This window comes from Nitrospirillum amazonense (assembly GCF_029594735.1).
GTDB classification, from domain to species: Bacteria; Pseudomonadota; Alphaproteobacteria; order Azospirillales; family Azospirillaceae; genus Nitrospirillum; species Nitrospirillum amazonense.
On record NZ_JARPAF010000002.1, the window covers coordinates 2,558,375 to 2,579,985 of the forward strand.

General features: G+C 68.5%; 26 protein-coding genes and 1 tRNA gene. 9 read left to right on the top strand and 18 right to left on the bottom strand.

The window, feature by feature from the left end; genetic code table 11:
• Nucleotides 1-7 precede the first annotated feature (7 nt).
• Nucleotides 8-649: a helix-turn-helix domain-containing protein gene (locus P5F91_RS17770; protein ID WP_277907752.1), complete on the bottom strand. Its 642-nt coding sequence runs from the start codon at nt 647-649 to the stop codon at nt 8-10.
• Nucleotides 650-795: 146 nt separating this feature from the next.
• Here P5F91_RS17770 and P5F91_RS17775 point away from each other — a divergent pair, with 146 nt between their 5' ends.
• Nucleotides 796-2,007: an MFS transporter gene (locus P5F91_RS17775; RefSeq protein WP_277907753.1), complete on the top strand. Its 1,212-nt coding sequence runs from the start codon at nt 796-798 to the stop codon at nt 2,005-2,007.
• On the opposite strand, the gene P5F91_RS17780 is transcribed toward P5F91_RS17775, so the two are convergent.
• The gene (locus tag P5F91_RS17780; RefSeq protein WP_277907754.1) at nt 1,994-2,275 is read right to left on the bottom strand and encodes a hypothetical protein; all 282 of its coding nucleotides are present in this window, start codon (nt 2,273-2,275) and stop codon (nt 1,994-1,996) included. The two genes, P5F91_RS17775 and P5F91_RS17780, sit on opposite strands and share 14 nt — an antisense overlap.
• A 95-nt stretch (nt 2,276-2,370) precedes the next feature.
• On the opposite strand from P5F91_RS17780, the gene P5F91_RS17785 reads away from it, so the two are divergent.
• Nucleotides 2,371-3,093, top strand: coding sequence for an HAD family hydrolase (locus P5F91_RS17785; protein WP_277907755.1), 723 nt, complete (start codon nt 2,371-2,373; stop codon nt 3,091-3,093).
• Between the two features lie 31 nt (nt 3,094-3,124).
• Here P5F91_RS17785 and P5F91_RS17790 read toward each other — a convergent pair whose 3' ends face one another.
• The 6 genes from P5F91_RS17790 to P5F91_RS17815 form a co-directional block, all read right to left on the bottom strand.
• A complete protein-coding gene (locus P5F91_RS17790) occupies nt 3,125-3,307 on the bottom strand; it encodes a type II toxin-antitoxin system Phd/YefM family antitoxin (protein WP_277907756.1) in 183 nt (60 codons plus the stop codon).
• 21 nt (nt 3,308-3,328) lie between these two features.
• Nucleotides 3,329-4,516: a glutamate 5-kinase gene (gene proB / locus P5F91_RS17795; RefSeq protein ID WP_277907757.1), complete on the bottom strand. Its 1,188-nt coding sequence runs from the start codon at nt 4,514-4,516 to the stop codon at nt 3,329-3,331.
• A 3-nt stretch (nt 4,517-4,519) separates the two neighbouring features.
• On the bottom strand, nt 4,520-5,602 hold the full coding sequence (gene obgE / locus P5F91_RS17800; protein WP_277907758.1) for a GTPase ObgE: 1,083 nt from the start codon (nt 5,600-5,602) through the stop codon (nt 4,520-4,522).
• Between the two features lie 255 nt (nt 5,603-5,857).
• Nucleotides 5,858-6,139: a 50S ribosomal protein L27 gene (gene rpmA, locus P5F91_RS17805; RefSeq protein WP_004272538.1), complete on the bottom strand. Its 282-nt coding sequence runs from the start codon at nt 6,137-6,139 to the stop codon at nt 5,858-5,860.
• A 37-nt stretch (nt 6,140-6,176) separates the two neighbouring features.
• Nucleotides 6,177-6,494: a 50S ribosomal protein L21 gene (gene rplU / locus P5F91_RS17810; RefSeq protein ID WP_004272539.1), complete on the bottom strand. Its 318-nt coding sequence runs from the start codon at nt 6,492-6,494 to the stop codon at nt 6,177-6,179.
• A 188-nt stretch (nt 6,495-6,682) separates the two neighbouring features.
• Nucleotides 6,683-7,486 carry a class I SAM-dependent methyltransferase gene (locus P5F91_RS17815; protein ID WP_145611221.1) on the bottom strand — a complete coding sequence of 268 codons (804 nt, stop codon included), beginning with the start codon at nt 7,484-7,486 and terminating at the stop codon, nt 6,683-6,685.
• 175 nt (nt 7,487-7,661) lie between these two features.
• Here P5F91_RS17815 and P5F91_RS17820 point away from each other — a divergent pair, with 175 nt between their 5' ends.
• Nucleotides 7,662-8,159 (top strand): DUF6491 family protein, encoded by a 498-nt coding sequence (locus P5F91_RS17820; RefSeq protein ID WP_277907759.1) that lies wholly within the window; start codon nt 7,662-7,664, stop codon nt 8,157-8,159.
• Nucleotides 8,160-8,162: 3 nt separating this feature from the next.
• On the opposite strand, the gene P5F91_RS17825 is transcribed toward P5F91_RS17820, so the two are convergent.
• The 4 genes from P5F91_RS17825 to P5F91_RS17840 form a co-directional block, all read right to left on the bottom strand.
• Nucleotides 8,163-8,795 carry a trimeric intracellular cation channel family protein gene (locus tag P5F91_RS17825; RefSeq protein ID WP_145611219.1) on the bottom strand — a complete coding sequence of 211 codons (633 nt, stop codon included), beginning with the start codon at nt 8,793-8,795 and terminating at the stop codon, nt 8,163-8,165.
• Nucleotides 8,796-8,860: 65 nt separating this feature from the next.
• Entirely contained in the window at nt 8,861-10,129 is a 1,269-nt protein-coding gene (mhpT, locus tag P5F91_RS17830) for a 3-(3-hydroxy-phenyl)propionate transporter MhpT (protein ID WP_277907760.1), read from the bottom strand.
• Between the two features lie 82 nt (nt 10,130-10,211).
• Nucleotides 10,212-10,721 carry a signal peptidase II gene (gene lspA, locus P5F91_RS17835; protein ID WP_145611218.1) on the bottom strand — a complete coding sequence of 170 codons (510 nt, stop codon included), beginning with the start codon at nt 10,719-10,721 and terminating at the stop codon, nt 10,212-10,214.
• Complete coding sequence (locus tag P5F91_RS17840; RefSeq protein ID WP_211106961.1) at nt 10,718-11,548, bottom strand: helix-turn-helix transcriptional regulator; 831 nt, start codon at nt 11,546-11,548, stop codon at nt 10,718-10,720. The genes lspA and P5F91_RS17840 overlap by 4 nt, the downstream gene beginning before the upstream one ends.
• Nucleotides 11,549-11,640: 92 nt before the next feature.
• On the opposite strand from P5F91_RS17840, the gene P5F91_RS17845 reads away from it, so the two are divergent.
• A complete protein-coding gene (locus P5F91_RS17845; protein ID WP_145611216.1) occupies nt 11,641-12,315 on the top strand; it encodes a glutathione S-transferase family protein in 675 nt (224 codons plus the stop codon).
• Between the two features lie 135 nt (nt 12,316-12,450).
• Nucleotides 12,451-13,725 carry a M24 family metallopeptidase gene (locus P5F91_RS17850; RefSeq protein ID WP_145611215.1) on the top strand — a complete coding sequence of 425 codons (1,275 nt, stop codon included), beginning with the start codon at nt 12,451-12,453 and terminating at the stop codon, nt 13,723-13,725.
• Nucleotides 13,726-13,728: 3 nt separating this feature from the next.
• Here P5F91_RS17850 and P5F91_RS17855 read toward each other — a convergent pair whose 3' ends face one another.
• Nucleotides 13,729-14,220, bottom strand: coding sequence for a DUF3280 domain-containing protein (locus tag P5F91_RS17855; RefSeq protein ID WP_277907761.1), 492 nt, complete (start codon nt 14,218-14,220; stop codon nt 13,729-13,731).
• Nucleotides 14,221-14,416: 196 nt separating this feature from the next.
• On the opposite strand from P5F91_RS17855, the gene P5F91_RS17860 reads away from it, so the two are divergent.
• A complete protein-coding gene (locus P5F91_RS17860; protein WP_145611213.1) occupies nt 14,417-15,505 on the top strand; it encodes a hypothetical protein in 1,089 nt (362 codons plus the stop codon).
• A 10-nt stretch (nt 15,506-15,515) separates the two neighbouring features.
• Nucleotides 15,516-15,899, top strand: coding sequence for a hypothetical protein (locus tag P5F91_RS17865; RefSeq protein WP_277907762.1), 384 nt, complete (start codon nt 15,516-15,518; stop codon nt 15,897-15,899).
• An 18-nt stretch (nt 15,900-15,917) separates the two neighbouring features.
• On the opposite strand, the gene P5F91_RS17870 is transcribed toward P5F91_RS17865, so the two are convergent.
• Nucleotides 15,918-16,790, bottom strand: coding sequence for a LysR family transcriptional regulator (locus tag P5F91_RS17870; RefSeq protein ID WP_277907763.1), 873 nt, complete (start codon nt 16,788-16,790; stop codon nt 15,918-15,920).
• A gap of 117 nt (nt 16,791-16,907) precedes the next feature.
• Here P5F91_RS17870 and P5F91_RS17875 point away from each other — a divergent pair, with 117 nt between their 5' ends.
• Both P5F91_RS17875 and P5F91_RS17880 read left to right on the top strand, forming a co-directional pair.
• On the top strand, nt 16,908-17,957 hold the full coding sequence (locus P5F91_RS17875) for a zinc-binding dehydrogenase (protein WP_277907764.1): 1,050 nt from the start codon (nt 16,908-16,910) through the stop codon (nt 17,955-17,957).
• Between the two features lie 366 nt (nt 17,958-18,323).
• Nucleotides 18,324-18,800: a class I SAM-dependent methyltransferase gene (locus P5F91_RS17880; RefSeq protein ID WP_277907765.1), complete on the top strand. Its 477-nt coding sequence runs from the start codon at nt 18,324-18,326 to the stop codon at nt 18,798-18,800.
• Nucleotides 18,801-18,893: 93 nt separating this feature from the next.
• Here P5F91_RS17880 and P5F91_RS17885 read toward each other — a convergent pair.
• From P5F91_RS17885 to phbB, 4 genes are all read right to left on the bottom strand, one after another.
• A tRNA-Ser gene (locus P5F91_RS17885) sits at nt 18,894-18,983 on the bottom strand.
• A 121-nt stretch (nt 18,984-19,104) separates the two neighbouring features.
• Nucleotides 19,105-20,013, bottom strand: a complete 909-nt coding sequence (gene yddG, locus P5F91_RS17890) for an aromatic amino acid exporter YddG (protein WP_277907766.1) — start codon at nt 20,011-20,013, stop codon at nt 19,105-19,107.
• A 2-nt stretch (nt 20,014-20,015) separates the two neighbouring features.
• Complete coding sequence (locus P5F91_RS17895) at nt 20,016-20,510, bottom strand: NUDIX hydrolase (protein WP_277907767.1); 495 nt, start codon at nt 20,508-20,510, stop codon at nt 20,016-20,018.
• 214 nt (nt 20,511-20,724) lie between these two features.
• Complete coding sequence (phbB, locus tag P5F91_RS17900) at nt 20,725-21,450, bottom strand: acetoacetyl-CoA reductase (protein ID WP_145611209.1); 726 nt, start codon at nt 21,448-21,450, stop codon at nt 20,725-20,727.
• Nucleotides 21,451-21,611 lie beyond the last annotated feature (161 nt).

Below are 21,611 nucleotides of genomic sequence, written 5' to 3' on the forward strand. Positions count from 1 at the left end.
GCCACGCCTAAGCGACCGGCCCAGGCATCTCATAGGCAATCGTATCCACCAGCCGGGCGAAGCTGCCGTCCGATAGCTGAAAGCGCACCCAGCGGAAACGGCTGGCGAAGATCCTCACCTCGGCTGAGCGGTTGGCACGGGTGGTCAGTTCCAATGCCGGCGGCGACGGCTCGAACCAGCCGAGGTCCGCGAGCGTCGCCTCCGCCGCCCGGATCTCGTCGCTGGCATAGGGCCAGAGGGAGGTGCCCAGCAGGTCGGCGCGCGGTCGCCCAAAGTCCCGCTCCCGCCCCGCCGACAAAGCCAGCAGGCGATGGGTCAGGTCACAGACCAGGTGCACCGATCCGGCCGAATTGTTCACCAGGCGCGCCAGTTCGCGGTCGGCGGCACTGTCCAGGCCGGCCTGCATCAGTTGGCGGATGGCCGCCTGTTCATCACCGTCGGGCACAAGCGTGCCGGATTCCCAGCGGGAGACCGTGGCCTGGGAAACGCCCAGCAATTCGCCGGCATGGCTCTGCTTCACCCGGCGCAGGGTGCGCCACAGCCGCAGCGACTGTCCCAGATGGGGACCAGCCACGCGCGGCAGAGTGTCAACGCCGGTGCCAACGGCGGTGCCAATGGCGGTGCCGACGGCGGCGGTGATGCTGGCCATGATGGTTCCGTCCCCGACCGCGGGAGCGGCACAGGCAAGAACGCCGCCGCTTGTCCATGCATATCTTATTCACGGCGCATCAAGGCCGGCCATGCCAAAAATATCGCCCCCGCCCTTCCGGTGGGCGTCACGCGTTCGAGGGCATCATGGACAGCCGCTGGGTCAAGATCATCTGGTTCTATTGCGTCGGCGTCATCGCCGCCGCCCAGCTGGGCAAGATGTCGGCCCTGATCCCCCTCATCTCCCGCGATTTGGGCCTCAGCCTCACCCTGGCGGCCCTGGTGATCTCGCTGCTGGAGATCGGCGGTGCCGGTTTCGGCCGCATCGCCGGCGGGCTGATCCAGCGGGTGGGCCGCCGCCCCGCGCTGCTGGCCGGCACCGCGTTCCTGGCCGTGGGCGGTATCGGCGAGAGCCTGGCGCCGGGCCCGGCGGTGTTGATCGCCTGGCGGGTGCTGGAGAGTGCCGGGTACCTGACCACCGTCATCGCCGCCCCCATGCTGATCCTGGAGACGGCGACCTCGCGCCAGCGCGGCGTGGCGCTGGCGCTGTGGAGCAGCTTCGTGCCCGTGGGCCTGGCCCTGGGCGCCATCCTGTCCGGCTGGGCGGCGGAGCTGTGGTCGTGGCGCGGCGCCCTGTTCGGTGGCGGCGTGGTGGCGGCCGGCGCCCTGGTGCTGTCCCTGCCCATGACCTCGGGTGTCGGGGCACACGTGCGCGGGGCAGATGCGGGCGGCACCGGACCAACCCGACACGCCTGGGCCCTGGCCGTGGGCTTCGGCTGCTACACCACCTTCGAGGTTGGCCTGCTGGGGATGCTGCCCACCTTCCTGGTGGACAAGGCGGGCGCCAGCGCCGACACCGCCGGGCTCATCACCGGCGTCGCCTCCTTCGCCACCGTGGCGGGCAGCGGGGTGGCGGGCTGGTGGAACCACCGCAACCACGGGCGGGACCTGGCGCGCGGCCCCTCCTTCGCCCTGATGGCGCTCAGCATCGTCCTGCCGGCCCTGCTGCTGTTCCTGGTGTTCGGGCCGGCACCGGACCTCACCATCGCCGGCATCGTGGTCATCGCGCTCAACGCCCTATCCGGCGTCTATCCCGGCCTGGCCTTCGCCATGCTGCCCGCCGTGGCCGGATCCGACCGGGGCCTGCCCGCCGCCAACGGCCTGCTGACCCAGTTCGGCGCCAGCGGCTCCCTCATCGGGCCGCCGCTGTTCGCAGCATTCGCCGGCCATTGGGGCTGGACCAGCGCCGCCGCCTGCGGCCTGGCCGCATCCCTGCTCTGCCTGGCCTTGATGCGGGCGGCGGGGGTATCGTCTTCTTCAAGTGTGGAAGCGAGCGACGCACCGGTCACAGACCACTGACGCGCCCCATCTTGTACTGCCGGATAATCCAACGGCCGAGAAGGATGAAAACACTGGAGCCAGCCATCATGACGCACGGAATGCCAATGGCCACCCAAGCCGACTCAGGCTGCCCCGCGGCCCGGCCGATGCCTCGGTATCCGAAGATGGCCGCCGCCACAAGAAACGAAAAGCCCGCCAGGAACACCACGGCGCCCAAGTAGAACCAACCGTAGCCCATCCGGCGGATCCTGTAGTCGTGAGGCGTCATATCCTCTTCAGCGGTCACACCCTTAACCCCATTCCAGCTTGCCAGTTTCCACACGCTTTGTAGCTGACTATAGATCCACTCTCTTTCACACAGCTGTTATTTCCAGGAAAACCATGTCGCCTGCCGCCACCAGACCGCTTCCGCCCCGCGTCATCGCCCTCGATGGCGACGACACGCTCTGGCACAACGAGGCCATGTTCTCGACCTCATACGCCGAGTTCCGCGACCTGTTGCTGCGCCACAGCGACCTGGACCAAGCCACCATCGATGAGCGCCTGCTGCTGGTGGAGCGGCGCAACCTGGCGACCTACGGCTACGGCATCAAGGGCTTCACTCTGTCGATGATCGAGACCGCCCTGGAACTGACGGAGGGGCGCATTCCCGGCATCGCCATCGAGACGCTGGTACAGCGCGGCCGCGCCATGCTGGCCCATCCGGTGGAACTGATCGACGGTGCCGTGGAGGTCATCGAGACCCTGCGGCAACGGGACCATGAGGTGTGGCTGATCACCAAGGGCGACCTGTTCGACCAGGAAAGCAAGATCGCCCGCTCCGGCCTGGCCGACCTGTTCCACCGCATCGAGATCGTGTCGGAAAAGGACGACGCCACCTATCGCCGTCTGCTGGACCGCCACGGCGTGGCCCCCGCTGACTTCGCCATGGCCGGCAACTCCCTGAAGTCCGACGTCCTGCCCGTGGCGGCCCTGGGCGGCCGGGGTTTCCACGTGCCCTATCACACCACCTGGGCCCATGAGATGGTGTCCGGCCCGATTCCCCACCCCTATATCGAGCTATCATCCTTACGTGAATTGCCGAGCGCGTTAGGGTCCAGGTAAGGAATCGACTCGGGGAAGAGGTGTTTTCGAGTCAGGGCGCAACCAACGGCGGGAAGTCCATAAACCGCCCCGCATCCGCCGCCGCGATGGATTTGCGTAGACGATCGGCATTGACTGGGCTGCGCAATAGATGGAGCGTTTCCAGCATCCTGCGAAACTCACCCGTTGCCTCCGCCATCCGGGCTTGATCAACCCTTTGCTCTTCATTGGCCATGGGCATGTCTCACAAAGACCCTCACCCCAGCGCCAGGTCGTCCCGGTGGATCATCTCGTCCCGGCCGCGCCAGCCCAGGCTGGCTTCGATCTCGGCGCTGCGGCGGCCCTGGATGCGGCGGGCGTCTTCGGCGGAATAGGCAACCAGGCCGCGGGCTATGACGCGGCCGGCCTGGGTGCGGACGGCCACCAGGTCGCCACGCTCAAAGTCACCCTCCACCCCGCGCACGCCGGCGGGCAGCAGGCTGCCGCCCCGGGCCAGGGCCTGGGCCGCGCCCTCATCCACCACCAGGGTCCCCGCTGGCTTGAGTGACCCTGCAATCCAGCGTTTGCGCGCCGTGCCGGGGCCGGCCGACGGCAGGAACCAGGTGCACAGCGCCCCACCCTGCTCCGCCGTCTTCTCCAGCGCCGCCAGGGGGTTCATGCGCTTGCCCGAGACGATGGCCATGCGGCAGCCGGCGGCCACGGCGATGCGGGCGGCGGCGATCTTGGTCACCATGCCGCCGCTGCTGTAGCCGGCGGGAGGTTCCCCCGCCATGGCCTCGATCTCCGGCGTCACCTCGGTCACCACCGGCAGGTGGCGGGCGTTGGGATCCTTGCGCGGGTCGGCGGTGTAGAGGCCGTCGATGTCGGACATGAGGATCAGGGTGTCGGCGCTGATCATCTGCGCCACGCGGGCGGCCAGGCGGTCGTTGTCGCCGAAGCGGATCTCGGCGGTGGCCACGGTGTCGTTCTCGTTGATCACGGGAACGGCACCCAGCTTCAGCAGGGTCTCGATGGTGGCGCGGCCGTTCAGGTGGCGGCGGCGGTCCTCGGTATCATCCAGGGTCAGCAGCACCTGGGCCACGGTGATGTCGTGGCGGGCAAGCGTTTCCTGGTAGGCGTGGGCCAGACGGATCTGGCCGGTGGCGGCGGCTGCCTGCTTTTCCTCAAGCTTCAGCGGACGGCCCACCAGGCCCAGATGTTCCCGCCCCACGGCGACGGCGCCGGAGGAAACGATAACCACATCCACGCCCCGGCGGCGCAATGCGGCCACGTCGTCGCACACGCTGTCCAGCCAGTCGCGGCGGATGCGGTGCGTCGCCCCGTCCACCAGCAGGGCGGAGCCGATCTTGACGATCAGGCGCTTGGCCTGTGTGACCGGCGGGACATCAAACAACGCCGCCGCACCGGTTGAAGAAATTTCCGTGCGGGCGGCGGCGTCGTTCATTTTCTAACGTGTCCCTTTGTCGGCCTGGGAGATGTCGTCCAGGGGATTGTACCGCGCCTTGTATGCCTTGCTGCGCGCTTCCTCGCCATCCATCAGGCGCGCAGCCTTGATCTGCTCCAGAAGCGCATACAGCACGTCGGGCACATGCTCGCCCGTGGCGCCGGACAGCACCATGACGGGCTTCTTGGCCGAGCGGCGCAGCTTCAGCTTCTTTTCCTCAAGCTCTTCCGGGGTCAGGGCGTCGACCTTGTTCAGGGCCACGATCTCCGGCTTTTCCGCCAGGCCGCCGCCATAGGCGCGCAGCTCACGCCGGATGGTGCGGTAGGCCTTCTGCACATCCTCCTGCGTGCCGTCCACCAGGTGCAGCAGCACGCGGGTGCGCTCCACATGGCCCAGGAAGCGGTCACCCAGGCCGTGGCCCTCATGCGCGCCCTCGATCAGGCCCGGGATGTCGGCCACCACGAACTCCTCCTCACCCGCGCGCACGACGCCCAGGTTGGGCACCAGCGTGGTGAAGGGGTAGTCGGCGATCTTGGGGCGGGCGCGGGACACGGCGGCCAGGAAGGTGGACTTGCCGGCGTTGGGCAGGCCCACCAGGCCCACGTCCGCGATCAGCTTCAGGCGCAGCCACACCCAGCGCTCTTCCCCCGGCCAGCCGGGGCCGGCCTTGGTGGGCGCGCGGTTGGTGGAGGTCTTGAAATGGGCGTTGCCGAAGCCGCCGTCGCCGCCCTTCAGCAGCACGATGCGCTGGCCCACCTCCATCATGTCGGCCAGCACCGTCTCCTGATCCTCGTCCAGGACCTGGGTGCCCACCGGCACCTTCAGCACCATGGGCTCGCCAGCGGCGCCAGAGCGGTCGCGGCCCATGCCGTGGCCGCCGCGCTGGGCCTTGAAGTGCTGCTTGTAGCGATAGTCGATCAACGTGTTCAGGCCGTCCACAGCCTCGATCACGATGTCGCCGCCGCGCCCGCCGTTGCCGCCGTCCGGCCCGCCGAACTCAATGAACTTCTCCCGCCGGAAGCCGACGCAGCCGGGGCCGCCGTCACCGCTCTTCAGGTAGATTTTGCACTGGTCCAGGAACTTCATGATGGGCGGGCCTTATATCAATGGCCTCTGATCCTGATGGATCAAAGGCACCCTCAAACGCCGGGCGGCCACATCCGTGGCCTTGGCTTGTCCTCGCTCCGCCCTTCGGTGCTCGCTCCGGCGGCCCCGGTCGGGGCCTATGAAAAGAGCTGAAAGAAGCGAAAGCGCGTGGGCGACGCGCGGCAAATGCAAATCGGGGGAACGGTCACCCGTCCCCCCGATCAGAGTCAAAACACCTGGTGCCGAAGCGGCAGGTTACTCGGCGGCGACGGCCACCGGCTCCTGGGCCAGCTCGACGGACACGTAGGTGCGGCCCTGACGGCCGGTGTGGAACTTCACGGCGCCATCGGCGGTCGCGAAAATGGTGTGGTCCTTGCCCAGGCCCACGTTGGCGCCGGGGTGGAACTTCGTGCCGCGCTGGCGGACGATGATGTTGCCGGAAACGACGGCTTCACCGCCGAAGGCCTTCACGCCCAGACGACGACCGGCGCTGTCACGACCGTTGCGGGAGCTACCGCCTGCCTTTTTATGTGCCATCTCGAAAACTCCTTAAATCGAGGAGGTCGGCTGCCGATTAGGCGCCGGCCTGGATGTCGGTGATGCGCAGGATCGTCAGGTCCTGACGATGGCCGTTCTTGCGGCGGTAGTTCTGCCGGCGCTTCTTCTTGAAGATAATGATGTGCGGCGCATGGGCCTGGGCCACCACAGTGGCCGTCACGGCGGCGCCAGCCACCAGCGGGGTGCCGACGGTGGTGTTGCCGGCATCGCTGACCAGCAGGACCTCGTCCAGCTTCAGGGAGGCGCCAGCGTCACCCGCCAGCTTCTCAACCTTAATGACGTCGCCGGCCGCGACCTTGTACTGCTTACCGCCGGTGCGGATGACTGCGAACATTCTAGCCCACCACTGATCTGGCCGGGCCCAGCCGAGAGTGGCCAGCGCCCACGCAAAACGGAACGACGGGACCTAGCACAGGACCCGTTTCTAAGAGAGCGCGCACTATACAGGCGACCTCGGCCCTGTCAAGCACCCCCAATACGAGTCCGCGCGGAATCCCGACGCCCGGCACCGTTGCGGGATTCTCAGGGCTTCGTATCGGGATCCACGATCACGCCCGACGAGGCCGCAAGGCGGGGCAGCAGGCGCCGTTCCGCCGCCAAGCCGGAGAAGGCCGGCTGCGCCACGGAGGGGGCCAGGCGCCGCCGCGGCTCCACCACGCGGGTGGCGGTGGTGGCGTAGATCTGCTTGCTGGCCTCCACGATCTGGACGCCGGCGAAGGCCTTGAACCAGCGGGCGCCCAGATTTTCCACCGCCCCGGCCGATGCCATGAAGAATCGGGACTTCACCGGCGGCATGAACAGGGCCGACGTCTCCCGCTCCGGCACGAACAGGTTGGCGCGCAGCACGCGGCGCAACTGACCCGTGGAAAACGGGGAGCCGTGGCCGAAGGGGGTGCGGTCGGTGCGGGCCCAGATGCCGCGCCGGTTGGGCACGACGGCGATCAGGCGCCCGCCCCCGGCCAGCACGCGCCAAATCTCCTGCATCATGGGCTTCAGGTGCTCGGTGAACTCCAGCCCATGGACCAGCAGCACGCGGTCGACCGACATGTTGGGAAACGGCAGTTCCGATTCCTCGCCCAGGGTCACCAGGCCCGGCCCTTCGGGCGGCCAGAAGACCACGCCCTGGGCGGCCGGCATGACGGCCATCACCCGCTCCGCCTCCGTCAGGAAGGGCCGCAGGAAGGGGGTGGCGTAACCGATGCCCAGCACACGCTGGCCGCTGACGTCGGGCCACAGCTCGCGCAGGCGGCGGCGCACCAGCCGCCGGACCACCTGGCCCAGGCTGCTTTCGTAGAATTCGCGCAGGTCGACGACATCGTTATACATCGGCCGGATGCTAGCATGGCGGCCGCGGATTCGCCTATTAGGCCTGGAGCTCTAAAACCCGCCGCCCCGAACCCTGTCATTTGGGGCGAGGCCGCCCCCTGCGACGCGGCCGCCGCTTGTGGCAGGGCGAGTCGGCGCTTACCTTCCAGGGTGAACGCCTTGGGAGGCCCCCGCCATGCTCCGCTTCGCCCCCGCCTTGATCACCGCAACCGTTGCCGCCGGCCTACTGGCCGGCTGCGCCACCGATCCAGCCACCGACCCAGCCACCGACCCAGCCACCGACAAGGGCGCCCCCGGGACCCAGACGGCCAAGGCCGAGTCGCAGGACCGGGGCCAGATGTGCATCCCGGTCCGTACCATCCGCCGCACCCAGGTCATCGATGAAAGCACCATCCTGGTGGAGATGCAGGACCGAACCAAGTTCATCCGCATCAACCTGGCCGGCCGCTGCACCGGGCTGGGCTTCTACGGCTTCGCCTACGTTTCCCATAATGACGAGCTGTGCCGCACCGACCCGCTGACCCTGGTGGGCATGCCGGTGCCGCCGGTCTGCCTGATCGACAGCATGATCCCCATCGACAAGGCCGCCGCCGACGCCCTGAAGGCCAAGCCGAAGACCGATGGCCCGGCTGGCGCGGCCACGCCCGCCCCGGATGACCAGGGCCGCGACTGAGAGTCAGCCCTGCAGCCCCATCGCCGTGGGCAGGGCCCAGTGCTGCCAGACGCTGACCATGCGCAGGGCGAAGCACGCCCCGCCGCCGGCCAGCGCCGCGTAGCGTGGGGCGACGCCCAGGCGGATAGCGGCGGTCATGACGGCGGCGCCCAGCAGCGCCGCCGTGGCGTAGACGTCCACCCGCAGGATGGCCGGCACCTGGGCCAGCATGATGTCGCGCAGGGTGCCCCCGCCGACGCCGGTGATGGTGCCCATCAGCACGGCGCTGAAGGGCGGGATGTCGCGGTTCAGCGCCTTTTCCGTGCCCGCCACGGCGAACAGCGACAGGCCGGCCGCGTCCAGGGTGGTCATCAGCCCCACCGGCACCTGGCCCACCAGGGCATGACCGGTGAAGGTGGCCGCCCCGGCGGCGAAGGCCATGGCGGGATAGCGCCAGTCGCGCAGGGCCGTGGGCGGCGCCGCCCCGATCAGCAGGTCGCGCAGCACACCGCCGCCCAGCGCGGTGGCGAAGGACAGGACCATGACGCCGAACAGGTCCAGCCCCCCGCGCAGCGCGGCCATGGCGCCCTCGACCGCGAACAGCACGGTGCCGGCCATGTCGGCCACGGACAGCACCATATCCGTTTTCTTCCCCATTCACGCCCCCACGCAACTCTCACGGGGGCCAGCGTTACACGCTCCCGCGCGGGCTGGCGAGGGGGTCAGGCCGGGCGGCGCGCCTGCCGCCGGATCAGCAGGACCGCCAGCAGGCCGCCCACCGCCACCAGGGGCACGAGGCTGAGCAGCAAATCCGGTGCCGACAGCCCCGCCTGCACCAGGCCGCCGCCCAGCAGCGGCCCCACGACGGAGCCCAGGCGCCCGGCAGCCACCGCCCCGCCCACGCCGGTGCCCCGAATGGCGGTGGGGTAGCAGGCGGGTGCCGCGGCATAGAGAGTGGCCTGGGTGGTCAGGACCATGGCGCCGGCGCCCAATCCCACCAACAGGGCCACCGCCAGGTTGGCCGGCATCACGGCCAGCAGCACCAGGAAGACCGCAAGGCCGACGAAAACGGTGATGGCGTAGCCGAAGCGCCGGGGACCATCCAGCAGAGGCCCGGTGACGGCGCAAGCGATGGCTCCAGAAATGTTCAGCATCACCTGGATCAGCGCCGCCTGCGGCTTGGTGAATCCCCGTTCAGTCATCAGCAGGGGCAGCCAGCTCAGCAGCAGGTACAGCACCATCAGGGTGGCGAAGAAGGCCAGCCACAGCAGCACCGTCTCCACCGCGCGGCCGCCGCCGAACAGGATCGCTAGGACGCCGGGCCGGGCCTCCCCGTCCGCCGCCGCGGCTGCGCGAAAGACCTGCGAATCGGGCAGGGCCCAGATCAGCAGGGGCAGAACCAGCAGCGGCGCGCCACCAGCGATATAGAAGATGGTGCGCCAACTGTCGAAGCCGCCGCCCATCCCGGCGAAGACGGCGATCAGGCTGACGATGGCGCCACCCAGGGGCATGCCGCCGTACATCAGGGAAACCGCCCCGCCGCTGCGGCCCGACGGGCTGTTCTCCGCCGCCAGCGCCACCAAGTTGGGCAGGGTGCCGCCCAGGCCCAGGCCGGTGGCCAGGCGCATGAGGAAGAGTGTGGTGAAGTCCGGCGACAGGGCGGTCGCGGCCGTGAACAGGCCGAACAGCGCGACCGAGACCACCAGCACCGCCTTGCGCCCGAAGCGGTCGGCCAGCCGGCCGCCGACCAGCGCCCCCAGGAACAGGCCGATGGTGCCGGCGCTGAAGAAGGCGCCCAGTTCCTGCGGCGCCAGGTGCAGGGCGGGGGCCAGCTTGGGCGCCGCCACGCCGGCGGCCTGCAGATCCACCCCCTCCAGGACGGCGACCAGCAGGCACAGCAGCGTGGTGCGGTTGATCAGGCCGCCCGCCGGGGCCTGTGGCGCCGCGATCGGGGCGTTCGCCGGGGCGGCCACCGCGTCATGGTTCAGCACGTTCCTCTCCCGTTTATTCTTATCGGTCGGGAACAAGGTGCGCGCGGGAACGGTGGATGTCCAGAAAAGTTGCTGACAATAACTAAATTCGCCGCCGACCACCCACCGGCCCCCCGCCCAGCAGGCCGCCGGCCACGAACAGGGCCACGCCCACCATCAGGCCCACATCGGCCACGTTGAAGATGCCGGTGCGCACGGATCCGATGCCGAGATTCAGGAAGTCGAACACGGTGCCGCCCTGGACCAGCCGGTCCAGCAGGTTGCCCAGGCCCCCGCCCAGGAAGCTGCCGGCGCCCAGCAGTTCCATGCGGCTGAGGGATTTCGCCCGCAGGCTCCACGCCAGCAGGGCAGCCAGGACCAGGGCCACGCCGACGGTGAAGACCAGGCCCCGGGCATGGTCGTCCAGCCCAGCGCCGATGCTCAGGAAAGCGCCCGGGTTGTTGACCGGCGTCACCAGGATGGCGCCGTTCAGCGCCGTCAGATCCACCCCCGGGGTCAGCACCTGCTTCAGCCAGGCCTTGGTCGCCTGGTCCGCCACGAACCACGCGAGCGCCGACGGCACCAGCCAGCGCAATCGATCCTGAATACTCATTCTTGACTATCCCCGCTGTCGTTCTTTCGGGCACAGGCCTCGCGATAGGCGGAGGGTGACTGGCCGATGACCTGTTTGAAATCCTGGGTGAAGTGGGCATGGTCGAAATAGCCCAGATCCTGGGCCAGCGTGGTCAAATCCACCGCCTCGCCCTGGCCCAGGCGGTGCGCCGCCTCATGCAGGCGGGCGCGGCGGATAACCCATTTGGGCGTCATACCCACCAGGTCGGCGAACAGCCGCTGCAGCGCGCGCACGCCCAGGCCGCAGCGTGCGACCAGGTCGTCCACCCGCAGGATGTCGCGGTCGGCCTCCACCAGCGCCACCAGCCGGTTGATCTCCACCACCGTCGCCGGCACATCCATCAACCTCCGGCGCACCAGCGGCTCGGCCACCGCCACCATGCCGGCGTCATCCTCGGCGGCCAGCACCGCCGCCTCCGCACCATCGGCCACGGCGCCGAACACGGCCTCCAGGGCCAGGGTGCGGTCGACCAGGGTGGTCAGGGGGGCCCCCAGCAGGGCGCGGAAACCGGCGGGGCGAAAGCGGATGCCCAACACGCGGCCGGCGCCCTGCAGCTCATAGGCGAAGATGCCGTGCATGGGGCCGTAGATGGCGGTGCGGCCCCGTTCGAACACCAGATTCACGGCGGGATAGGGCAAGGTGCGCTGGACATAGGGCGGCTGCCCGGTCAGGTCCCAGGCGACCACCCAGTAATGCTCCACCACCGCCGCCAGATCCTCGGCCGGCAAATACCGGCCCAGGCGGAAGCGCTGCGCCGCCGCCCCGGGCGCCAGCACGCCCTTGGGCGCCGCCGTCACCGGGCGCACGCGTTTTCCCCATCCTGGTCGCGTTTTTCCAAGCCCACGAAATTCCCCAAGCCTATCGTCCCGCCTGATCCCCATTCCTGTGGAGAGCCGCCATGAAACTCTATTCCCTGGCCCTGTCGCCCTTCGCCGCACGCGTCCGCGCCGCCCTCTATGCCAAGGACCTGGCCGTCGACATCCTAACCCCGCCGGAGGACTGGCGCACCTCCCCTGCCTTCCGGGCGCTGAACCCCATGGTGCGGGTGCCCGTGCTGGTGCTGGACGACGGCCGGTCCATCCCGGAATCGGCCGTGATCGTGGAGTATCTGGAGGACGCCTTCCCCGCCGTCCCCCTGCGTCCCGCCGACCCGGTGGACCATGCCCGCGTGCGCCTGCTGACGGCCGTGGCCGACAACTACGTGATGCGCGAGACCTTTCCCCTGTTCGGCCTGTTCGACAGCAAGACGCCGGATGAGGCCGCCATCCAGGCGCAGCTGGCGAAGCTGGACAGTGGCATCGGCCTGCTGAACGGCTTGCTGGCCGAGGATGCTGCGCGCGGCTCCTTCGCCTTCGGTGGCCGGGTCAGCACCGCCGACGCCTGGCTGGTGCCGGTGCGCTATACGCTGGAGGGCCTGATGCGCTTCTCCGGCCGCACGCACCTGCTGGACCGCCACGCGGCGGTCGCCGGCTACGCCCAGTCCTTGCGCGAAAGTCCGGCCCTGGCCCGGGTGTGGGATGAGATGGAGGACGGCTTGCGCCAGTTTATGAGCCAGCGTGCGGCGACCGCATAAGATATCCAAACCATCGCATCCATCGGGAAAGACGGGGAAAAGAAGGCAGCGCTGTGGTAGGAGGGATGCCAGATCGCCGGCCCCTTTTGACCGACGTCGGGAGGGCCGGCCAAAAACATCCGGGACAGCTTCACCATGGTCAGCCGCCGCTTTTTCCTCGCCGCCGCGTCCACCCTTCCTCTCTCCGCCGCTCCCCTCACGGCCCGGGCCGCCGCCCCGTCCGGCACCGACGACCTCGCCGCCCTGACGTCGCTGACCACGGGTGCCCAGCCCATCGCGGTGGAGGAACGGCGGGCCCGCATCGCCAAGCTGCAGGACCTGATGGCCCGCCAGGGCATCGGCGCCTTCCTGGTGGAATCGGGCAGCAGCCTGGACTATTTCACCGGTATCCGCTGGCACCGCTCCGAACGCACCACCGCCGCCCTGATTCCCGCCAAGGGCCAGGTCATCGTGGTGACTCCCGCGTTCGAGGAACCGTCGGTGCGCGAGACCCTGCAGGTGGGCGGCGACGTCCGCGCCTGGGATGAACATGAAAGCCCCTTCCAGCGCCTGGCCCAGGCCCTGAAGGATATCAGCGCGGCCCCGGGGGGCATGGCGGCGGGCAAGGTTGCGGTGGAACCCACCACCCGCTTCTTCATCATCGACGGCATCCGCCAGGTGACCAGGGGTTACGACCTGGTCTCCGGCGACGCCCTGGTCCGAGCCTGCCGCATGCACAAGTCGCCGGCGGAACTGGCCCTGATGCAGGTGGCCAACGAGGTGACGCTGGCCGCCTTGCGCTACGCCCACGCCCATGTGCGGCCGGGCATGCGCGCCGCCGACATCGCAGCATTGGTGGACAGCGCCACGGCCGCCCTGGGCGGCCGGCCCGAATTCTCCCTGGTGCTGCTGAACGAGGCCAGCGCCTATCCCCACGGCTCGATCCAGCCGGAGGTGGTGAAGGACGGTTCCACCGTGCTGCTGGACGTGGGCTGCGCCGTGCACGGCTATCAGTCCGACATCTCCCGCACCTGGGTCTTCGGCACCCCCAGCGCCCGCCAGCGCAAGGTGTGGGACACGGTGAAGCGCGGGCAGGAGATCGCGCTGGAAACCGCCAAGCTGGGCATTCCCGTGGGCGACATCGACAAGGCCGTGCGCCGCTATTACGAGGGCGAAGGCTGGGGCCCCGGCTATCGCCTGCCCGGCCTGTCGCACCGCACCGGCCACGGCATCGGCCTGGACGGCCACGAGTCCCCCTACCTGGTCTTAAGCGACACCACACCGCTGGAGCCCGGCATGTGCTTCTCCGACGAACCCGGGCTCTACATCCCCGGCGAATTCGGCATCCGGCTGGAGGATTGCTGGCACATGACGGAAACGGGACCGAAGCTGTTCACCCCGCTGGCGGCCTCCCTCGACCAGCCGATCTGAACCCTACTTTCCTTCTTCCAACACATGTTCCTCCAATAGGAACTTCAGCCCCCGGTCCCAGGACTCATCCGTGTTGCCGCGGATGTCGACGCTGCCGCCCTTCAGCACCTGGCCGGTGGCGGCGTCACGGATGCTGATGTTCAGGTTCAGGATCAGGTTGCTGACCTTCTGCACCCAGGCGATGACGGCCACCGTGGCCCCCGCCTGGGCTGCGATCTCCAGCGCGCAGGGCGGGCAGTCGCGCGGGGCCGGCTTCGCCGCCAGCGTGGCGGCCCACGGCGTCATGTCCATCAGGGAGTAGCGTCCCGATTTCGCCAGCGCCGCCCGCAGCGCCTGCCCCAGCCGCGCCACCCGCGCCGTCTCCTCCGCCGTGGTGTCGGCGGGGGAGCTGTTGACGAACTGCACGTCGAACACGGCGGTGGGCGGGGCTGAGCCCCAGGCCCGCCCCGCCAGCAGCGTCACCACCAACACCATCCATCCCATGACCTTGGCCATAAGCGCCTCCCAAGTTCGGGCGGCAGCATGGCGCGAGTGCGGACGGAAGGCAGGATGGACTTTGGATGGAGATAGCCATGAATCCGCAGGTGGGTATCCACGTTCCCTTTTGCGCTTAAAGCGCGAGAATCCGAATTGACTTATCGTTCCCTCTATGTTCTCATTTCGCTTCGTCAATACAGAGATGGAGAGCGGCATGAACGGGGCGTTCCACGCCACGTATGGCCACCGGCTTGCCCCGCCACAGGTGAAGCCCGGTGTCGTTTGCGATGATCAGGGCCCCCTCTGGAATTCCATCCGCCTGCTGGTGAAGACCAGCGCCGGATGGGTGCCGCGCCCCGCCGCCGAGTTGGACGCGCTGGTCACGGCGACCTCCGGACGGGCGATCGATGCGCGACGGCTGCACGCCCGCCTGTCGCCCGTGGCCCAGGCGCTGAACGAGGGCCGTCTGGCGCGCGCCGTCATCGGTGCGCAGTACCTTGACCTGCCACCCACCACCCGCGTGGCCAAGGCCAGCCCAGACGACCCTGATCATCCCGGCTGGCCGAAAGGATCCCCCGAGGGCAAGGGCGGCCAATTCCGGCCCAAGGATGGCGGACTCAGCGAAGCGGACCAGGCGGAAACCGACGCCCCCGAACCCAAAACGGAGGATACGGCCGCCTTGCGGGAAGCGGTTAAAACCACCGCCCAGCGCGCCGTGCGGCGGGCATTCCGGCAAACCGCCATTGAACTTCTCACCCGGCGCCGCCTGGGCCGTATCGCGCTGGAACTGGCCTCGAACGCCGTCCCAGTGCTTGATGTGCTGGGTGATGCGGCGCTCTTGGTGGACTTGGCCGAACTTGGGGGACGGTTGAAGTCCCTGGCGGCTGAAGTGGCCGCCGTTCATGCGTTCGCGGACGCGGGCGTGCGCACCGCGGAGGAACTGATGGTCACCAGCGAGGAGATTTCCTTCTCCTCCTACGACGCCTTCAAGAAGACCGAGGTCCCTGAGGACGGGATCGACGCGTTGGGGAAGAGGTACGGCTCCGCCGGCCCCGGCTACGACTATCACCACATCGTGGAGCAGTCGGCCATTGGCGACGGCATTCCGGCCGAACTGGTGAACTCGACGCGGAACATCGTCCTAGTGCCCAGGCTGCTGCATGAGGAAGTCACGGCCGCCTTCAATCGCCCCGCTTATAAGGGCGCGCCCATCAGCCTACGCGAATACCTGAAGACGGCCCCGTTCGAGGAACGGATGCGCAAGGGCCTGGAGGTCATGCGCTCCCTCGGCCTGGTGAAGTAGGAGCCACGCCATGACCACTCATGGAAAAGACGCCAGCGCCGCCACGCTGATCGAGGAATTTCGCACCCAGGTCAAACGGTACTTCCATGCCGATATCATGGGCAATCGCCGGACGATGAAGGCCTGCCTGCCGAAGATGGGCAACGCCGTCCAGGCTCTGGACACGGGTGTCCCTGAGGGACGCATGGCCTTGGTGCCACTGTTGAAGGACGAGGATGACGGCGTGCGCGTTTATGCCGCCGCCTATCTCTTCGGTCGCCTGCCGGAGGAGGCACGCGCCGTGTGGGACGAGGTCCTCGCCGGCTCCAAGCATCCGAGCGCCTATCTGAACGTGGTCAGTTTCAAGGTCATCGCCGACTGGAAGCCGGACGACTTCATCAAGGCCTTCGAATAGGCAATGGCGGCGGGAGGGTCACGCGTGTCGCGCCACCCTTCCCGCGATCTCCTCCCGGAGGCAGCGCAGCGTCGCCCGGATGGGGGCGGATGCCGTCATGTCGCTGTGCACCACCAGCCACATGTCGCGCGACAGGACGGGCGGACCGGGCACGGCGGCCAGGCGAGGGTCGTCCGCCGCCATGAAGTCGGGCAGCAGCGCCACGCCCATGCCGCTGGCGGCCGCCGCCTGCTGAATCTCCACCGTGTTGCCGTGGAAGACGGTGGGCCGGCCGGCCGCCAACCCTTCCAGCACCTGCTGCTGCGGGGACCGGTCCAAGGGGGCGGCGCTGCCGATGAAGACCCAATCGGGGGGCGCTGTGGCCGCCAGGTAGGCGGGCGTGGCGTAAAGGTGGAAGGGCAAGGGCGCCAGTTTCCGCGCCGTGAGGTCGCCCTCCGTCGGGCGGCTCATGCGCACGGCGATATCGGCCTCCCGCCGCTCCAGCGAGGCGCTGCGCACCTCCCCCAGCAGGGTCAGCGTCAGGGCCGGGTGGCGCCGGCGCAAGGTGGCCAGCACGGGCGCCAGCACCAGAACGGCCAGGGCCGGCGGGGCGCTGATGGTGACGGTGCCGGCGATGTCGGACCGGGCGCCGTCGGCCAGGCGGCGCATCGCCTGGGCGTCGCCGGCCATCCTCTCCGCCAGCGCCGCGATGCGCTCCCCCTCCGCCGTGAGGGCCAGGCGGCGGCCGCGCCGGTCAACCAGCTTGAGACCCAGCGCCTGTTCCAAGGCCGCCACCCGCCGGGCCACGGTGGCATGCTCCACCCCCAGCGCGCGGGCCGCCGCCGACAGGCTGCCGCCCGTGGCCAAGGCCGCGAAATGGCGCAGATCCTCCCAGTCCATGGCCCGGTCCACGGCGCCGCCTTCCGTTAATTTCTGCACATATATTGGTAAAACTTCGGGAATTTTCTCACCAAAAACGAGGCGCGACAATCTCGGTCATCGTCAAACCGGCTTTGAAGGAGGCCAGACATGAACCGCCCCCATACGCATTCTCTAGACCAGCACGATCTGGACATGCATTCCCCCAGCACGCATCCCTCTGGCACCAATCCCACGGACATCGTAATCACCGTGGCCGCCCCGGGCGGCGTCGACCAGTTGCGCGTAACGCCGCGCGATCCCCAGGCACCGGGGGCGGGCGAGGTGCGCCTGCGCCACCAGGCCATCGGCGTCAACTTCGTCGACACCTATCACCGCCGGGGCCTGTACCCCCTGCCCGGCGGCGTGCCGGGGGTGGAGGGCGTGGGCGTGATCGAGGCGCTGGGCGCAGGGGTCACCGGCCTGACGGTGGGCCAGCGCGTGGCCTATGCCGGGACCGCCGGCGGCTATGCCAGCACCCGCCTGCTGCCGGCCGACCGCGCCCTGCCCCTGCCCGACGCCGTGTCCAGTCGGGATGCCGCCGCATCGCTGCTGCGCGGATTGACGACGCAGATGCTGCTGGCCGCGACCCATGCGGTGGGGCCTCATACCGTGCTGCTGGTCTCCGCCGCTGCCGGCGGTCTGGGCATCATGGTCACGCGCTGGGCCCGGCAGCTGGGCGCCCGGGTCATCGGCACCGCCAGCACGGCGGAGAAGGCGGCCCTGGCCCGCCACCACGGCGCCGATGCCGTCATCATCGGCCGCGACGCCGATGTGGCGGCCGAGGTCGCGTCGCTGACCGGCGGCCGGGGCGTGGATTACGCCATCGACGGCGTGGGCGGCGACGCGCTGCCGAGGTTCATCGCCGCCACACGGTCGGGCGGCACGGTGGCCAGCATCGGCCGAGCCGGCGGCCCGGTCGCGGTGGAGGCGGCGGAAGGTTTGGCCCGCGACCGTGGCGTCACCTTCACCCGGCCCAGCATCCTGGCCCGCCTGGCCGACATCGGCATCTACCACGCGGCCGCCACCGAAGTGATGGCTCAGCTGGCACGGGGCCTGACCGCCGACATCGGCGGCAGCTATCCGCTGGCCGAGGCGGCACAGGCCCACGCCGCGCTGGAGGCCGGCCGCACGACCGGGGCCTTGCTGCTGCTGACGTGATGCCGAGCGGTTGATCGCTCCCCTGCTGATACCCCCCGCCTGGATGGCCCGTCCCCTCGGGGGCGGGCCATCTCCCAGCCGGTTGCTAAACCATGAGTCTCTCTATAGATTTTAAAAAATAGCCGCACTGATGCCCCATTTGACCGCCGCTAAACTCATTTCTTCTTCCTGTTTTTCCGCGTCGCAAGCCCAACGGAGGGAAATCATATAATGGATCCGCAATGGATGACGCTGTCGAATACATTCAAGAAATATAATCTCGGCTGCGGCACCATGTTGTATCGGGGATTCCTTAACATAGGATATTGGCCAAATTTACAAAATGGCGGCGTGTACAAAGATCTCAACAACATTGAAGGGACATTCATGATGAACCATGACCTGAGGGAGGGAATACCCGCCCTCGATGGTTCACTGGATCTGATCTACCACAGCCATTTCCTGGAACACATCAGCTACACCGACGGCATCACCTTTCTTAAGGAATGCCATGCGAAGCTGGCCGACGGCGGAAAGATGCGCATCCTGGTCCCCGACCTGGAGAAATGGGCCAAGGCCTACATCAACAACGATCGCTTCTTCCTTGAGGAATACGTGAAGGAGGCGCTCGACCCCGCTCTATACGTGACCAATGCCGCCATCTTCATGGGCATGCTGCACAATCACGACCACAGGTGCGGCTATGACTTCGACACCCTGAAATGGGTGCTGGAGCACGTAGGCTTCACCCACGTCAAGAGAACGCTCTACGCCAGCAGCGAGTACGTGGAGAACATCTTCGAGGTCGAGCCGCAGCAGCCGGTGCGCATCATGGAAAGCCTGTGCGTCGAGTGCCGGAAATGAACCGGCCCGGCGGACTTCCCGGCAACGCCGAGAGGACAAAATCCCCGGCCCGGGCGCACAGCGTCATTTAAGATATTGAAACGCTTCAGTGAATGGCGGAGAGGGTGGGATTCGAACCCACGGTACCATCGCTGGTACAACGGTTTTCGAGACCGCCCCGTTCGACCGCTCCGGCACCTCTCCGTATCCATTCCCGTGTCCGGCCCCCGTTTTGCTGTCGAACGGGAAAGGGGCCGGCTGGCGAAGCGGCGCGGAACGTAGCGGATGCGGGTCCCGTGTGCAAGCGCTATATGTGCGAAAAGTTTCAGCGCCGGCGGGGCTTCCAGCTGGCGACGACAGCACCGGCGATGATGAGCAGGCAGGAGGCGGCGACCACGCCGCTGGGCTGGGCCCGGCCGGCCAGGATCAACAGCAGGGTGGACAGGAGCGGCGTGGCGTAACTGAGCGCGCCCAGGGTGTGGATGTCGCCCTTCTTCATGCCGATGTCCCAGACGAAGAAGGCCGCCCCCACGGGCCCCAAGCCCATCAGCGTCAGCAAGGTCCACTGCCCGGCGTCGGGCGCCACCGTCGCCTCCAATCCCCAATGGCAGAGGGCCGACAGCGCCGCCGTAGCCAGGCAGAAGAAGGCCACGGCGTCGGTGGGCACGGCGCCCAGCAGGCGCGACAGGGCGGAATAGGCGCCCCAGGTGACGGCGGCCCCGGCAGCGGCCAGGAAGCCCGGCAGATAGGCGGGGTCGATGGCGATACCCCGGCCGCCGGTGACGAGCAGACCGGTGCCCGCCAGCCCGACCAGGGCGCCCAGCACCTGGCGGCGGCCCAGGCGCTCCCCCGGCAGCAGCCCGGCGAACAGCACGATCAGCAGGGGCCACAGATAGTTGATGAGGTTGGCCTCCGCCGCCGGCGCCGACTTCAGCGCCAGGAAGTACAGGAAGTGATAGCCGAACAGCCCCCCTACCCCCAGCAGCCAGGCGACGGGGGGCTGGCGCAATGCCGCCCAGGGTGACCGGCCGCGCGCCGCCATCCAGACGATGCCGACCAGGCCCGCCACGGCGAAGGCCACCGCCTCGATCTGGAACGGCGGGATGGGGCCGGTCAGCGTGGTCAGCAGCGCCAGGGTGGACCACAGCAGGATGGCGCTGGCACCGATGAGGGTGGCCCGCCGGGCGGTCATGCCGCCCACTGCCGTCGCGTCGTTCCCCACTGTGCCGACCATGCCTATTCCCCCCGCCCCGCAGCCGCCCGCGCCGCCCAGCCCAGATCCACCACCGCCTTGATCGAGGGCCAGGTCACCAGCCGCTCGCAGGCCTCACGATTGGCCCACAGCGCCGCCGCCGCGTCATCGCCCGCCTGGGGCTCACCGCCCGCATACTCCGCCATGATTTCCACGATGGTGAAGTGGAAGCGCACGCGGGGCTCCACCTCCGGCCCGGCACCCTGGGGACGCGGGTCGCGGGTGATGCCGTCCACCGCCGTCAGCACGGTGTAGGGCCGGCAGGCAACGGCGGTTTCCTCCCGCACCTCGCGTGCCGCCGTCTGGAACAGGGTTTCGCCCAATTCCTGGCTGCCGCCCGGCAGGCACCATTCCCCGGCCAGGGGCGCCTTGGCCCGCCGGATCAGCAGCAGCTGGTCCCCCTTCCATACCAGCACGCCGACGCCCACGCGGGGCTGGTCAGGGTAAAGATGCGGTGAGGCGGACGGCTGGTCGGACATGGGGCATCCAAGACAAAGGGCGGGCCCGTCACCGGACCCGCCCCTGTCATACCTCAAGGCATGCACCCCAGGCTAATGCCTCGCGGCACGTCCTCTTCCCCAAATTTCCCAGGTCGCGACCGCGGCCGCCGGAGCGTTTTGGGAAGCGTAGCGGACTGAAACGCGAGGACAAGCCAAGGCGGCGGATGCCGCCGCCCGGCGCCTGAGGGAACTCTCAATACATATGCTGACCGCCGTTGATGGACAGCGTGGAGCCGGTGATGAAGCCGGCGTCGTCCGCCACCAGGAACAGCACGCCGCGGGCGATCTCCTCCGCCTTGCCCAGGCGGCCGACGGGGATCTTGGCGACGATCTTCTCCAACACGTTGGGCGGGACGGCGCGCACCATGTCGGTGTCGATGTAGCCCGGGGCGATGGCGTTGACCGTCACGCCCTTGCCCGCCCCTTCCTGCGCCATGGCCTTGGTGAAGCCATGGATGCCGGACTTGGCGGCGGCGTAGTTCACCTGGCCGTACTGGCCGGCCTGGCCGTTGATCGAGCCGATGTTGACGATGCGGCCGAAGCCGCGCGCCCGCATGCCGTCGATGGCCACGCGGCAGGTGTTGAAGCAGGAGGCGAGGTTGGTCTGGATGACCTCGTTCCACTGCTCGAAATCCATGCGGTGCAGCACGCCGTCGCGGGTGATGCCGGCGTTGTTGACGATGATCTCGATCGGGCCCAGGTCATGCTCGATCTTGGTCATGCCGTGCCGCACATCCTCGAAGCTGGCCACGTCGAAGCGATAGGCGGGGATCCCCGTCCGCTCCGTGAACTCGCGCGCCTTCTGCTCGTTGCCGCCGTAGTTGGCCGCAACCTTGTAGCCGGCGTCCCTCAGCGCCACCGAGATGGCTTCACCGATGCCGCGGGTACCACCCGTCACCAATGCAACACGCGCTGTCATCTAAACCTCCCCTTTTTCCCGAGTCAGAAAGACCATGGAGCATCACGCTTGAAGGAGGGTCGGCATACGCCCGACATCCCGGCCCCCGATCCCGGAGGGTCCGGCACGAGGTGTTACCACCAACGCGCCGCACCCAACGGGCACCTAGTTAGTTTCGCAGC

What these genes read in the sequence shown, in the direction of transcription:
- P5F91_RS17770 (WP_277907752.1), bottom strand. Translation starts at nt 649, where the DNA reads ATGGCCAGCATCACCGCCGCCGTCGGCACCGCCATTGGCACCGCCGTT.
- P5F91_RS17775 (WP_277907753.1), top strand. Translation starts at nt 796, where the DNA reads ATGGACAGCCGCTGGGTCAAGATCATCTGGTTCTATTGCGTCGGCGTC.
- P5F91_RS17785 (WP_277907755.1), top strand. Translation starts at nt 2,371, where the DNA reads ATGTCGCCTGCCGCCACCAGACCGCTTCCGCCCCGCGTCATCGCCCTC.
- P5F91_RS17790 (WP_277907756.1), bottom strand. Translation starts at nt 3,307, where the DNA reads ATGGCCAATGAAGAGCAAAGGGTTGATCAAGCCCGGATGGCGGAGGCA.
- proB (WP_277907757.1), bottom strand. Translation starts at nt 4,516, where the DNA reads ATGAACGACGCCGCCGCCCGCACGGAAATTTCTTCAACCGGTGCGGCG.
- obgE (WP_277907758.1), bottom strand. Translation starts at nt 5,602, where the DNA reads ATGAAGTTCCTGGACCAGTGCAAAATCTACCTGAAGAGCGGTGACGGC.
- rpmA (WP_004272538.1), bottom strand. Translation starts at nt 6,139, where the DNA reads ATGGCACATAAAAAGGCAGGCGGTAGCTCCCGCAACGGTCGTGACAGC.
- rplU (WP_004272539.1), bottom strand. Translation starts at nt 6,494, where the DNA reads ATGTTCGCAGTCATCCGCACCGGCGGTAAGCAGTACAAGGTCGCGGCC.
- P5F91_RS17815 (WP_145611221.1), bottom strand. Translation starts at nt 7,486, where the DNA reads ATGTATAACGATGTCGTCGACCTGCGCGAATTCTACGAAAGCAGCCTG.
- P5F91_RS17820 (WP_277907759.1), top strand. Translation starts at nt 7,662, where the DNA reads ATGCTCCGCTTCGCCCCCGCCTTGATCACCGCAACCGTTGCCGCCGGC.
- P5F91_RS17825 (WP_145611219.1), bottom strand. Translation starts at nt 8,795, where the DNA reads ATGGGGAAGAAAACGGATATGGTGCTGTCCGTGGCCGACATGGCCGGC.
- lspA (WP_145611218.1), bottom strand. Translation starts at nt 10,721, where the DNA reads ATGAGTATTCAGGATCGATTGCGCTGGCTGGTGCCGTCGGCGCTCGCG.
- P5F91_RS17845 (WP_145611216.1), top strand. Translation starts at nt 11,641, where the DNA reads ATGAAACTCTATTCCCTGGCCCTGTCGCCCTTCGCCGCACGCGTCCGC.
- P5F91_RS17850 (WP_145611215.1), top strand. Translation starts at nt 12,451, where the DNA reads ATGGTCAGCCGCCGCTTTTTCCTCGCCGCCGCGTCCACCCTTCCTCTC.
- P5F91_RS17855 (WP_277907761.1), bottom strand. Translation starts at nt 14,220, where the DNA reads ATGGCCAAGGTCATGGGATGGATGGTGTTGGTGGTGACGCTGCTGGCG.
- P5F91_RS17860 (WP_145611213.1), top strand. Translation starts at nt 14,417, where the DNA reads ATGAACGGGGCGTTCCACGCCACGTATGGCCACCGGCTTGCCCCGCCA.
- P5F91_RS17865 (WP_277907762.1), top strand. Translation starts at nt 15,516, where the DNA reads ATGACCACTCATGGAAAAGACGCCAGCGCCGCCACGCTGATCGAGGAA.
- P5F91_RS17875 (WP_277907764.1), top strand. Translation starts at nt 16,908, where the DNA reads ATGAACCGCCCCCATACGCATTCTCTAGACCAGCACGATCTGGACATG.
- P5F91_RS17880 (WP_277907765.1), top strand. Translation starts at nt 18,324, where the DNA reads ATGATGAACCATGACCTGAGGGAGGGAATACCCGCCCTCGATGGTTCA.
- yddG (WP_277907766.1), bottom strand. Translation starts at nt 20,013, where the DNA reads ATGGTCGGCACAGTGGGGAACGACGCGACGGCAGTGGGCGGCATGACC.
- P5F91_RS17895 (WP_277907767.1), bottom strand. Translation starts at nt 20,510, where the DNA reads ATGTCCGACCAGCCGTCCGCCTCACCGCATCTTTACCCTGACCAGCCC.
- phbB (WP_145611209.1), bottom strand. Translation starts at nt 21,450, where the DNA reads ATGACAGCGCGTGTTGCATTGGTGACGGGTGGTACCCGCGGCATCGGT.